Consider the following 12446-nt stretch of genomic DNA (forward strand, 5'->3'; position numbering starts at 1 on the left):
ACTGCCGCATCGCAGGACCGAGATGAATCCTTGAGGAATCGCCATCGGCTGCACGGCCCGGGCGCAGCGCAGGACGAACTCGGCGGCCACCACTGCCCAGATCACGACAGTCGCGGTCCGGCGGCGTTCAGGAACAAGGCCGGACGGAGCGGCGGTGCGCACAGGGGAATGCGAGGTCGTGATCCACATGTGACCGTGGCCCCGTAAGGTCCCCGGTGTGGCCAGGGTGGGTCGTGGCGACGGGAAGCGAACACGGGGGCAGGACATGGAGTACCGGCGCGCGGTGACACCGGCGGTGGCGGGCGGGGTGATGGTGACGCTGCTCCTGTGGTGGGCGGGAGCGAGCGTCGACGCGCTGCGTCTGGAGGGCGCAACCGGCGTTCTCGGCCGTGAGGCCGTCGTCGGCCTGGAGAACTGGCTGTTGCCCTGGGCCTACGAACCCTCCGGCGGAACCGCGGGCGGCTACCTCGACGGGACAGGTGCTTCCCGCTATCTCGGCCTGCACCACACAGCGATCCAGATCCGCTACGGCGCCCTGTTCGTCTTCTACACGGCCGGGGTGCTCCTCCTGATCCGGCGGCTTCCCCCGGAGCGCGGCCGGACGTGGGCCGTACTGCTCGCGCTGTGGGCCTGGGGGCTGGTGGCGGCGACCCTGGCGGTGACGGTGTCGGCCCCCTGGCTCATCGCGGCCGGGGGACACGGCAGCTACCGGTTCCTGCCGCAGCTGGCGTCCCTGTCCTCGGCCGGGCGTCCGATCGTGGTGCCGGTGGCGCTGGCCGCAGCGGCATGGACGGTGCTCGTGGCGCGGCTGGCGCTGAAGGACGCCGAACCCCAGCCGCGCGAAAACGTTCCGGCGCGGCCCGCCCTGCTGGCCGCCACCGTCGGGACCGTGGTGGTCTCGGTGTCCCTGATCGTGCTGTCGTACGAGTCGAACGCCGCCATGCTCCAGACGGCCTTCACCGGTGGCGGGCTGCTCGGTGAGCCAGGTGACCTGCTGCGCCAGTGGCTGTTGCTCGGAGGGTGGTCCGGTCCGGGCGGCGCACCTCTCGGTGACTGGCTCCTGTACCGGCTGGGGGACGTCCTGCTCCTCGCCGTGGTCTGGTGCGCCCTGCGGTGGCTGCCCGGGCTGCTCACCAGGGCGTCCGTCTGGGCGATGGCGGCGGGCGGGGTCTGCGCGGTCGTCCTGGGGCTGCTGGCCGCACAGACGCTGCGCATGGCCATGGACGGGACACGGATGCGTTCGGGGCTGCTGTACGTGGCGTCCGGCCTCGGTGAGGGGGTGCCCGCCGCACTGCTCTGGGGTGCCGTCGCGGGCGTCGCGGCCACCGTGACCTTGCGGGCGGCCGACCGCCGTACCACGGCGCCTTCCGGCTGACGTGGGGACGGCCATGAGCCGTGCGGCGTGACGGTCACCCCCCTCGGCCTTCGATACCGGACCGATTTTCGCGGCGAGGCGGAGGATGCGTGGTACGGGGGCACCAAGGCGAACGTCCTTCAGTGGGTTGAGTGTTCAGCAGTCGCCGGAGGCGGTGGCCCGTGTTCCGGTGCCGATCTGGAGGGTGGTGGGGGTGGCGCAGCATCCGCCGCCGGACTGTTCGGCGCTCGCCGGCTCGTCGAACAGTCCGGCGCCGCCGCAGACACCGGTCTCCGGGAGGGTCAACTCGACGCGCTCGGCGGCTTCACGATCGCCGGCGATCGCGGCGGTGACGGAGCGGACCTGCTCGTAGCCGGTCATCGCGAGGAACGTCGGGGCACGGCCGTACGACTTCATGCCGACCATGTAGATGCCCTCCTCGGGGTGGGAGAGCTCGTTCACCCCGTGCGGGTAGACCGTGCCGCAGGAATGGACGTTCGGGTCGATCAGCGGGGCCAGGGCGGCGGGTGCCTGGAGGCGCTCGTCGAGGCCGAGACGAAGTTCGGAGAGGAAGGACAGGTCCGGGCGAAAGCCGGTCAGGACGACGACCTCGTCGACCGGGTCGAGGCGACGGCCGTCATCGGCGATGAGGATGGCTCGGTCGCCGTCGCGTTCCACAGCCTGCGTACGGAAGCCGGTGACCGCGCTCGCGCGGCCGGACTCGACCGCTTCCTTGGCACGCAGGCCCAGGGCGCCCCGGGCGGGAAGCTGATCGGCCTCGCCTCCGCCGTAGGTGTTCGCGCCGATGCCACGGCGCAGGATCCACACCGCGTGCGTGCCGTCCTCCTCCTTGGCCAGGTCGGCGAGGAGCGCCAGGGCGGTGAAGGCGGAGGCGCCGGAGCCGACGACGGCGGTGCGCCTGCCTGCATAACGGGCGCGCACGGCCGGGTCCTTGAGGTCCGGGACGCGGTAGGAGAGGCGGTCGGCCGCGGACTTCTCGCCGAGTGCGGGCAGGCCGTCCGCGCCCATCGGGCTCGGGACGGACCAGGTGCCGGAGGCGTCGATGACGGCGCGCGCGGCGATCCGTTCCTCGTGTCCGTCGGAGGACTGGACGTGCACGGTGAAGGGCTGCTCGTCGCGGCCGGCGTCGACGATGCGGTCCCGGCCGGCGCGGGCGACGCCGGTGACCGTCGTGCCGTAGCGGACCCTGCCACCGAGGGCGTCGGCCAGGGGCTGCAGGTAGTGCTTGGCCCAGTCACCGCCGGTCGGGTAGGTGGAGAGGTCGGGGCGGACCCAGCCGGTCGGGGCGAGCAGCTTCTCGGCGGCCGGGTCGACCACCTCGCCCCAGGTCGAGAAGAGGCGGACGTGGGCCCAGTCGCGTACGGCACTGGCCGCGGCGGAGCCGGCTTCCAGGACAAGGGGTTCGATGCCGCGCTCGACAAGATGGGCGGCCGCGGCCAGGCCGATCGGGCCGGCTCCGATGACCGCAACGGGCAGCTGGTCCGCAGACGGCGTGTTGTTCATGGGCGCAGCCACGAGTTTCCCCTTTGCTTCGATGTTTGTCGATGTCCTGCCCGGCCAGGATGGCACTTGATTAGACGTTCGTCAACATAGACATCTGTCGAATCCGGGTGGGGGTGGCCCTCGCCGGGCTGGTCGATGTGTGTCAACATAGATGCATGTCGAATGCGAAGGTGCTGCCGCTGCTGGATCGCGAGGTCTCCGAGGTCGTGGCTCCTTGCTGCCCTCCGCTGACCGAGCGCCCCTTCACCGCGGAGGAGGCCGAGACGGCCGCGCGGATGTTCAAAGCGCTCGGCGACCCGGTGCGTCTGCGGCTGTTCTCGGCGGTGGCCTCGCACGAGGGTGGCGAGGCCTGCGTATGCGACATCTCCGATGTCGGGGTGTCCCAGCCGACCGTCTCCCATCACTTGAAGAAGCTCAAGGAGGCCGGGTTGCTCACCTCTGAGCGGCGTGGCACCTGGGTCTACTACCGGGTCGAGCCGTCGGTGCTGGCCGCGATGGGCAAGCTGCTGACCATCGTGCCGACCTCGGCCTGAAGGCAACCCGCAACCGCGGGCGCACCCAGGCGTCAGAGCCCCTGAGAACCCGATGTCCGTGACGGTTCTGGGGCTTCGAGACGGCGACGCAGGGTGGCGGCGAAGTCCTCGGCCCGGGAGAGCTGGACGCGCAGCCTCTCCACCTGCTCGACGGCGGTCCGCTCGTAGTCGCGGACGCGCTCCAGCAGAGCGTCGCGCTCTCCCGCGCCGAGATCCGCGTCGGAGTCGAGGCGGTCGATCGCGTCCAGCAGGTCGCGCATCTGATCCAGGGTGAAGCCCAGCGGTTTCATGCGGCGGATGACCATGAGTCGGGCGACGTCGGCCTCGGCATAGAGGCGGAAGCCGCCCTGGGAGCGTGCGGAGGGGACGACCAGGCCGGTCTCCTCGTAATGGCGGATCGTGCGCAGGGACAGTTCCGTGCGCGCAGCGACCTCGCCGATCTGCATGTGCTTGCCGTCCACGCCCGTGATCCTCTGGCCCTTGTCGTCGTCAGCGGTCCCGACCCGGCATGCGCCGCCGATCCCTACCCTAACGTTAGGGTAGGGTTGCTGGTGGTCAGGGGCGGTCCCTCCCGGCCGCTGCCGTGTCGGGTCCGATGGCGCCCCCGGCGAAAGTCCGATTCTTGCAGGAGGGAAGCGTGCGCGAGCCCCTGACGCCCGGCGCCGCCGCCTGCCCGCCGTGACGCTTGGCCCCCGTATGTGAGTCCGCACCGCCGCGCGGACTCCGCTCTTGCCGTTTTCGACTTCCGGCTCCGCATTGCGCGGAGCCACCCGCGGGGTGCCGGCCCGGCCTCTCCGCATCCTCCCGCACGCCCCGGCCCGCCGTAGGGGTGTGCCCGAGCACGACAGGTTCCGTCTCCCTTGCCTTCTGCTGCCACTGCCGTGTCCCCGACCGCGCGCCTGCGCGGCCTGAAGCCGGACTGGATCTCCGATCCGAAGGTCTGGCGCACCGAAGTCCTCGCCGGCCTGGTGGTCGCCCTCGCACTGATCCCCGAGGCGATCTCCTTCTCGATCATCGCCGGTGTCGACCCGGCCATCGGCCTGTTCGCCTCCTTCACCATGGCCGTGGTGATCTCGGTCGTCGGCGGACGGCGGGCGATGATCTCCGCCGCGACCGGTGCCGTCGCCCTCGTCATCGCACCCCTCAACCGCGAACACGGTTTCGGCCACCTGGTCGCCGCGGTCATCCTCGCGGGTCTGTTCCAGATGGTCCTCGGCGCGCTCGGCGTGGCGAAGCTGATGCGGTTCATCCCCCGCTCGGTGATGGTCGGCTTCGTCAACTCGCTGGCCATTCTGATCTTCATGGCCCAGGTCCCCGAGATGACCGACGTGCCGTGGGCCGTGTACCCACTGATCATCGGCGGTCTGGCCTTGATGGTGTTCTTCCCCAAGGTCACCACCGTGATCCCCGCCCCGCTCGTCTCGATCGTCGTCCTGACCGTGATCACCGTCGCCGCGGCCATCGCGGTGCCGACCGTCGGCGACATGGGCGCCCTGCCGTCCTCCCTGCCGGTGCCGGGCCTGCCCGACGTACCGCTGACCCTGGACACGTTGACGACGATCGCCCCGTACGCCTTCGCGATGGCGCTGGTCGGCCTGATGGAGTCGCTGATGACTGCCAAGCTGGTCGACGACATCACTGAAACCCACTCCGACAAGACCCGCGAGTCGATCGGCCAGGGCATCGCGAACATCGTCACCGGCTTCTTCGGCGGGATGGGCGGCTGCGCCATGATCGGCCAGACGATGATCAACGTGAAGGTGTCGGGTGCCCGAACCCGCTTGTCGACGTTCCTGGCGGGCGCGTTCCTGATGGTGCTGTGCATCGTCTTCGGGCCGGTCGTCTCCGACATCCCCATGGCTGCCCTGGTCGCGGTGATGGTGATGGTGTCGTTCGCGACGTTCGACTGGCACTCCATCGCCCCGAAGACCCTCAAGCGGATGCCCGCCGGTGAGATCGCCGTCATGGTGGTCACCGTCGCCTGCGTGGTCGTCACGCACAATCTGGCCATCGGCGTGGTCGTCGGCTCCATCACCGCGATGGTCATCTTCGCCAAGCGCGTCGCCCACCTCGCCGAGGTCACCGCCGTCACCGACCCCGACGGCAGCGCGGTCGTCTACCGGGTGACGGGTGAGCTCTTCTTCGCCTCCTCCAACGATCTGGTCGGCCAGTTCGACTACGCGGGTGACCCGGACAAGGTCGTCGTCGACCTCAGCGCCGCACATGTCTGGGACGCCTCCTCCGTCGCCGCCCTCGACGCCATCGAGACGAAGTACGCCCAGCGCGGCAAGACCGTTGAGATCACCGGCCTCAACGACCCCAGCGCCGACCTCCACGGCAAGCTCACGGGCGAACTCGCCGGCAGCCATTGACACGGCAGCTCAGCGGTACGGGTTCATCGACCTGGGATCACGGCCGTGACGGGACGTCGTGCTCATCGAGCGCCGAGGTCCGAGTGTGAGCTGGCGGCCGCGCTCAGGCAGGGTCAGCAGGCGGAGGGTCCAGAACCGGGTGTACCGCCGCACTTCGCGGCCGGAGCGCGTGGCACATCCGAAGACGGGCTGACGGGCGCCGGACGGGTCGATGGAACGGCGCCGGAGCCACGCGCACTCGTCGGCGGGCACTTCACACATGTCGGCCGGGATGTCCAGGAGCTGTCCTGGAGTGCGGCGACTTCGCGCCGCCCGGAGCACTTCTCGGCGCAGGCCGACGGGAAGACGAAGTCGGACAGCCCCAGGTGGCGGCGGCGGTGTGCGCCGCCGCCTGGGCACCCGGGCCGTGCTCCACCCCGGACGCCAGGGGCAGCACGTGTCACTCGGAGGCTGTGCGGCCCGGCATGAAGACGAGGGCCACCAGGGCCAGTCCGACCATGCCGCCGATGAGTTGCATGCCGATGAAGCCCAGGAGCGAGCCGGGGGCGATGCCCGCGAAGGTGTCGGTGAAGGCGCGGCCGATGGTCACGGCCGGGTTGGCGAAGGACGTGGACGAGGTGAACCAGTAGGCGGCGCCGATGTAGGAGGCGACGGCCACGGGTGCGTACTGGAGGCGGTCGGCGCGGGCCAGGCCGAAGATCAGGAGGATCAGGCCGGCGGTGGCGACGATCTCGCCGAGGAGCAGGTGTCCGGCGGAGCGGTCGTGGGTGGACCACTTCACGAGGGGTTCGCCGAACATGGCGTCGGCCAGGATCGCCCCCGCGATGGCCCCCGTGATCTGCGCGGGCAGGTAGACGGCCGCCTCGCGCAGCGTGACGCCGGCGCCACCGCGCCGGGCGGTCCACCACTCCGCGAGCGTGACCACAGGGTTGAAGTGGGCGCCGGAGACAGGGCCGAACAGGAGAATGAGGATGCCGAGGCCGAAGACGGTGGCCGTGGAGTTGGCCAGCAACTGCAGGCCGACGTCCTGGGTCAGTTCGGTGGCCTGGATACCGGACCCGACCACGACCGCCACCAGCAAGGCGGTGCCTATGAGTTCCGCCGCGGCCCGGGCGACGAGCGGGGTACGCGGCGGGGTGGCACCCGGTGCTGAAGCGACGGACTCGGGCTCGGGTGCGGCCGAGGCGGACTCCGTGGGCGGGGCGGCTTCGGCGGCGGTCACGGGCAGGCCCTCTTGTTCTGTGCGGCGGCGCGAGCGGACTCGGCCAGGTCGGCGAACTGACCGGCGAGTGAAGCGATGACATCGGGCTTGAGCCGGTAGTAGGTGTACCGGCCGCAGGGCTCCGTCTCGACGACCCCGGCCTCGCGCAGCACCTTCAGGTGGTTGGAGAGGTTGGTCTGCCGGGCTCCGGTCTCCTCCACGAGGTGGGTGGTGCACAGGGTCTCTTCGGCGAGCAGGGTCACGATCCGGAGCCTGAGCGGGTCGGCCAGAACCCGGATCAGATCAGTGTCGACTGACGTCATCATGCACTGATACTGTCACATCAGCGGTGACTGACACCATCGGGTGCTGACATGACATGCCCGTTCTGTTACGAGACAAGAGAGACCTCTGATGTCCGACAAGCCCTCCGTGCTGTTCGTCTGCGTCCACAACGCCGGCCGTTCCCAGATGGCCGCCGCGTGGCTGACCCATCTGGCCGGGGACCGCGTCGAGGTCCGCTCGGCCGGCTCCAACCCGGGAGCAGGGGTGAACCCCGCCGCCGTCGAGGCCATGGCCGAGGTCGGCATCGACATCTCCGCCGAGGTCCCCAAGATGCTGACCGTCGATGCGGTGAAGGAGTCGGACGTCTGCATCACCATGGGCTGTGGGGACACCTGCCCCGTGTTCCCCGGCAAGCGTTACCTGGACTGGCAGCTGGACGACCCGGCGGGCCAGGGCGTCGAGGCCGTCCGCCCGATCCGGGACGAGATCAAGGTGCTGGTCGAGGGCCTGATCAAGGAGATCGCGCCGGAGAAGACGGCGTGAGCGGCAGCGAGGTACGCAACGTCATCGTCATCGGCTCCGGTCCCGCCGGCTACACCGCCGCCCTCTACACCGCCCGCGCCTCGCTGAGTCCGCTGGTCTTCGAGGGCGCGGTCACGGCCGGCGGTGCGTTGGTGCAGACGACCGAGGTGGAGAACTTCCCCGGCTTCCGTGACGGCATCATGGGCCCCGAGCTGATGGACAACATGCGGGCTCAGGCCGAACGCTTCGGCGCCGAACTCGTCCCGGACGACGTCGTCGAGGTCGACCTCACCGGCCTGGTCAAGACCGTGACCGACAGCGGAGGGACGGTCCACCGGGCGAAGACGGTCATCGTGGCGACCGGCTCGCAGCACCGCAAGCTGAACCTGCCCGGCGAGGACGCACTCTCCGGCCGCGGCGTCTCGTACTGCGCGACCTGCGACGGCTTCTTCTTCCGCGAGCACGACATCGTGGTGGTCGGCGGCGGTGACACGGCGATGGAGGAAGCCACCTTCCTCTCCCGCTTCGCCCGCTCCGTGACCATCGTCCACCGCCGCGACACGCTGCGGGCCTCCAGGACCATGCAGGACCGCGCCTTCGCCGACCCGAAGATCTCCTTCGCCTGGAACCGAGAAGTCGCCGAGATCCACGATGACGGCGGCAAGCTCGCCGGACTCACCCTGCGCGACACCGTCACCGGCGAGACGTCCGAACTCCCGGCCACCGGGCTGTTCGTCGCCATCGGCCACGACCCGCGCACCGACCTGGTCACCGGCCAGCTCGACCTGGACGACGAGGGCTACCTCAAGGTCGCCTCCCCCTCCACCCGTACGAACATCCCCGGCGTCTTCGGCTCGGGCGACGTGGTCGACCACACCTACCGCCAGGCGATCACGGCGGCCGGCTCCGGCTGCGCCGCCGCCTTGGACGCCGAGCGGTACCTCGCCGCCCTGAGTGACGCCGACAGCGCGGGAGAACAGGCCGTATTCGTCGTCTGACGCTCCGCAGGAAGACCTGTCCCTCCCGCCGCTGCAGATGGCGAGGACGTCATAGTGCATAGTGTGGTGCTCCGCGACCGGCGTCGCGGAGCATCACCTGCCTGACCCTCACTCGCGATGCCGTAGATCACCTCGTTCTTGAGGATGGCCTCGGCTCCCCTGATGGAGATACGCATGCTTCCCGCAGTCGTCGCTTTCGGGGTCGCCTTCTTCTGCCTCACCCTTTGGTGCTCCGTCGCGGTCGCCCGGATGCAGGAACTACCGGTGTGGCGCAGGCTCTTGCCGCTCGCCCTTTTCCTGATTGCTGCTTCAGCGAGCCTCTTGCGCGCCTTCGACATGCCGGCGGTGGCGAATACGATCGCGTTCCCACTGAACCTGGCGGTCGTCATCCTGTCGCTGGGGGAGATGAGCAGCAGACGGCGTCGGCGGGTGGCCGGCAGCCCTGCACGGTAGGAGCCCTCCGGATTCCGTTGCTTTCGCAATCTGCCCGCGTTCCGTGGGACTCCTGGTGCATCGCAGGGTTTCCGCGTCTCCGCGAGGCTGGTACCGGCGCCGTTCGCGGCCTTGTCCTGAAGGACGTTCACCGCCTTGGAGTCGATGTCTTCGCCGCGTGCGGTGGTCCAGATCCTGATGATCCGTGTGCTGTCGTTCTGGAGGAACAGGGTCTGATCCGCGTCGGCCTCCTCGATGACGCCCCGTTGCCGGCTGTCCGCGATGTGCCGCGCGGCGTCGGCCTCGTAGGACGGGGGGCTGCCGACGGTGCCCTTGAGGTGCAGCAGGACGTCCGAGCGCCATTGCCGGGCCCGGGACCTGGGGATGTCGTCGGTACGGAGTCGGCGGTGTTGCCGCCGTTGTCCTCCATCTGCTTGGCGATGTACGCCGTGTCGGCCTTGTGCATGGTGCCGTAGGCCTCCGGGTCCTCGGAGATCCGGCGCATCATGCGGATCAGCGTGTCCGAGTTGGGGGCATATGGGCGTTCTGGTCGCCGAAGGGGCCGTCGCCGCCTCGCCGCGAGCTGGCTGGAGTTCTCACCGGCTCGGTTCAGCGCCACCGGATCGTCGACCCCGCTGAACCCGGTGGTCTGCACACCGCCATTGCCGCCGCTCGGCATCGCCTGGATTCCACCGCTCCCCGGGCCCGTGGGACGGGTGCCGGGCGCGAGATCCATGTCCCGCACGTCCTGTCCGCGTCAGGCGTCGGCATTCGGTATGCGGTACGTGGGTCCGGGCCTGTGCTCGGTGCGGATGCGGGACGTACGTCACCTGTGCCAGAACTCATCGTTTCCCCCGGGCATGTGACGCGCTGATACATGAGGACTGCACGTCAGCAAACCATGATCGACTCATCGCCACCTTAGCGGCCTGTCCGGCCAGTTGGTCAAGGAGCTCGGACGACTCCCTTCGCGCGCCTGGGATCTTGGTTCGCCACTTCGCTCCTGTGTACCCTCCGCAGGTGCCCTGCCGGTACGCCGTCCCAGGCAGACTGATGTCCAGGGCTCGTTACGCGGCCGGCCATGTCGCCCCCGGATGAACGGGCGCGATCCGTCAAGCATGAGATCGATCCCTCTACGCCCTGTCCGCCGCGAGACCGGCGACGACCGGTGGTCCGGAGTGGGCGCGCCGTCACGGCCTCGTCGCACAGAGGTATGTGTCCGATGAACGGACTTCCGTTTCCGGATAACGGTCTGATCTCGTCGCCTGGAGCTTTCGCGATTGCGGCCGGAGATGTGACATGCATCACTAAATTTTCGATAAAGGGCGTGGTAGAACTTCGCAAATCCGCCGGCGGCGCGACCCATCGTCGCTGTGCGGAACGTCGGTGAATGTGCCGACGACGGACCAGGGCCGTGACATTCCGAGTCCACGGATACGTCATCCCGGGTCGCCGATCGGACAACGGCGTTCGCTCAAAGACCGCTCTTCCCGCGGCGCAGGTTTCTGCGCCCGTCCCCGCGCCACCGAGGTAGCCATAGTGTCACTCGACTCCATCACCACGTCCGTCGACGAAGCAGTCAGCGGATTCTTCGAGCCCATAGCCACGTGGCTCGGGGAAGTCGTCTTCTACGCGGTCCCCGTAGGCGGGACCGACCTTCCTCTGATCGTGGCCTGGCTCGTGGTCGCGGGTCTCGTCTTCACCGGCTGGTTCGGGTTCGTACAGCTCCGCAAGTTCCGGCTCGCCTTCGACGTCGTGCGCGGTAAGTACGACGAGAAGGGGTCGGCCGGTGAGGTCAACCACTTCCAGGCCCTGACCGCCGCCGTCTCCGGCACCGTAGGCCTCGGCAACATCGCCGGTGTGGCCGTCGCCGTGTCCATCGGCGGCCCCGGTGCCACCTTCTGGATGATCCTTTGCGGCCTGCTCGGCATGGCCACCAAGTTCGTCGAGGTCACCCTCGGTGTGAAGTACCGCGAGGTGCACGCCGACGGCACTGTCTCCGGCGGCCCGATGCACTACCTGCCCAAGGGCCTCAAGGAGCGCTTCGGCAACGGTGGGGCCAAGCTCGGCAAGGTGCTGGCCGTCGCCGCCTCGATCATGATCCTGTTCTTCGGTCTGTTCGGCGGCAACCTGTTCCAGACCAACCAGAGCTACGCGCAGATCTCCTCGACCTTCGGCGGCGAGGACGGCTTCCTGGCCTCCTCCGCCGGCGCCGTCCTCTTCGGCCTGGTCGTCTCCGCGCTCGTCGGTCTCGTGCTGCTCGGCGGCATCCGCTCCATCGGCTCGGTCACCAGCCGCCTCGTGCCCGCGATGGCCGGCATCTACATCGTGGCCTGCCTGGTCGTCATCCTGGGCAACGTCACCGCGGTGCCCGACGCCTTCCAGACCATCCTGCAGGGCGCGTTCGAGGCGGACGGTGTCGCCGGCGGTGTGCTCGGTGCCCTGATCGTCGGTTTCCAGCGCGCCGCGTTCTCCAACGAGGCCGGCCTCGGCTCCGCCCCGATCGCGCACTCCGCGGTCAAGACCAAGCACCCCGCGAGCGAGGGCCTCGTCGCGCTGCTGGAGCCGTTCATCGACACGGTCGTCATCTGCACCATGACCGCGCTGACCATCGTCATCGCCGACCCGGCCAGCTGGGGCGAGGCCCGCGAGGGCAAGAGCATCGGTGGCGTCACCATCACCTCCGACGCCTTCGAGACCGTACTGCCGTGGTTCCCGAGCGTGCTCACGATCGCGGTGCTGCTGTTCGCCTTCTCCACGATCCTGACCTGGGGCTACTACGGCCTCAAGGCCTGGTCGTACCTGTTCGGCAAGAGCAAGGCCAGCGAGACCGTCTTCAAGGCCATCTGGAGCCTGTTCGTGATCCTGGGCGCCCTGATGTCCCTCGACTCGCTGATCAGCCTCGCCGACTCCGCGCTCTTCCTGCTGTCGGTCTTCAACATCATCGGCCTGTACCTGCTGGCCCCGGTCGTCAAGCGTGAACTCAACTCCTTCCTCGAGTTCGTCCGTGCCCGCAAGGCCGGCGAGATCACCGACGGCGACGAAGACGAGGAGTCGGTGAAGACCACCGTCTGACCGCCCCCGCGGCCCGGCTTCTGAGCGGGCCCGTGTCCACCTCGCGCCTTGGTGGACACGGGCCCGCTCGTCCTTCCCTGCCCCGCTGTTTCCGCAGGTGAAAGGGCACCTGGCGAAACGGAATCGCGCCAGTTAGGGTGTTAAGAACGC

At 69.2% G+C, this 12446-nt stretch carries 11 protein-coding genes; 7 read left to right on the top strand and 4 right to left on the bottom strand.

Translation table 11 applies throughout. From position 1 onward, the window contains the following. The first annotated feature begins 265 nt into the window (after positions 1 to 265). Positions 266 to 1375, top strand: a complete 1110-nt coding sequence (locus tag AC3ETA_RS18370) for a hypothetical protein (protein ID WP_432193978.1) — start codon at positions 266 to 268, stop codon at positions 1373 to 1375. A gap of 135 nt (positions 1376 to 1510) precedes the next feature. Here AC3ETA_RS18370 and AC3ETA_RS18375 read toward each other — a convergent pair whose 3' ends face one another. Then, positions 1511 to 2878, bottom strand: coding sequence for an NAD(P)-binding domain-containing protein (locus AC3ETA_RS18375; protein WP_432194061.1), 1368 nt, complete (start codon positions 2876 to 2878; stop codon positions 1511 to 1513). A gap of 155 nt (positions 2879 to 3033) precedes the next feature. Between AC3ETA_RS18375 and AC3ETA_RS18380 the strand changes: the two genes are divergently transcribed. Further along, positions 3034 to 3411, top strand: a complete 378-nt coding sequence (locus AC3ETA_RS18380) for an ArsR/SmtB family transcription factor (protein ID WP_432193979.1) — start codon at positions 3034 to 3036, stop codon at positions 3409 to 3411. Positions 3412 to 3443: 32 nt separating this feature from the next. Here AC3ETA_RS18380 and AC3ETA_RS18385 read toward each other — a convergent pair whose 3' ends face one another. Then, positions 3444 to 3872 (bottom strand): MerR family transcriptional regulator, encoded by a 429-nt coding sequence (locus AC3ETA_RS18385; protein WP_432193980.1) that lies wholly within the window; start codon positions 3870 to 3872, stop codon positions 3444 to 3446. A 420-nt stretch (positions 3873 to 4292) separates the two neighbouring features. Here AC3ETA_RS18385 and AC3ETA_RS18390 point away from each other — a divergent pair, with 420 nt between their 5' ends. Next, positions 4293 to 5783, top strand: coding sequence for a SulP family inorganic anion transporter (locus tag AC3ETA_RS18390; RefSeq protein ID WP_432193981.1), 1491 nt, complete (start codon positions 4293 to 4295; stop codon positions 5781 to 5783). A gap of 439 nt (positions 5784 to 6222) precedes the next feature. Here the strand turns inward: AC3ETA_RS18390 and AC3ETA_RS18395 are convergent, their stop codons facing one another. Together AC3ETA_RS18395 and AC3ETA_RS18400 are read right to left on the bottom strand one after the other, a co-directional pair. Next, positions 6223 to 7005 carry an aquaporin gene (locus tag AC3ETA_RS18395; protein WP_432193982.1) on the bottom strand — a complete coding sequence of 261 codons (783 nt, stop codon included), beginning with the start codon at positions 7003 to 7005 and terminating at the stop codon, positions 6223 to 6225. Then, positions 7002 to 7310, bottom strand: coding sequence for an ArsR/SmtB family transcription factor (locus AC3ETA_RS18400; protein WP_432193983.1), 309 nt, complete (start codon positions 7308 to 7310; stop codon positions 7002 to 7004). Before AC3ETA_RS18400 ends, AC3ETA_RS18395 begins: the two co-directional genes overlap by 4 nt. Positions 7311 to 7398: 88 nt before the next feature. Here AC3ETA_RS18400 and AC3ETA_RS18405 point away from each other — a divergent pair, with 88 nt between their 5' ends. From AC3ETA_RS18405 to AC3ETA_RS18420, 4 genes are all read left to right on the top strand, one after another. Beyond that, positions 7399 to 7812, top strand: a complete 414-nt coding sequence (locus tag AC3ETA_RS18405) for an arsenate reductase ArsC (RefSeq protein WP_432193984.1) — start codon at positions 7399 to 7401, stop codon at positions 7810 to 7812. Next, on the top strand, positions 7809 to 8789 hold the full coding sequence (gene trxB / locus AC3ETA_RS18410; RefSeq protein ID WP_432193985.1) for a thioredoxin-disulfide reductase: 981 nt from the start codon (positions 7809 to 7811) through the stop codon (positions 8787 to 8789). Before AC3ETA_RS18405 ends, trxB begins: the two co-directional genes overlap by 4 nt. Before the next feature lie 174 nt (positions 8790 to 8963). Next, positions 8964 to 9242 (top strand): hypothetical protein, encoded by a 279-nt coding sequence (locus tag AC3ETA_RS18415; protein ID WP_432193986.1) that lies wholly within the window; start codon positions 8964 to 8966, stop codon positions 9240 to 9242. A 1518-nt stretch (positions 9243 to 10760) separates the two neighbouring features. Further along, on the top strand, positions 10761 to 12296 hold the full coding sequence (locus AC3ETA_RS18420) for an alanine/glycine:cation symporter family protein (RefSeq protein ID WP_432193987.1): 1536 nt from the start codon (positions 10761 to 10763) through the stop codon (positions 12294 to 12296). Positions 12297 to 12446 lie beyond the last annotated feature (150 nt).

The organism is Streptomyces sp. bgisy027, from assembly GCF_057710365.1.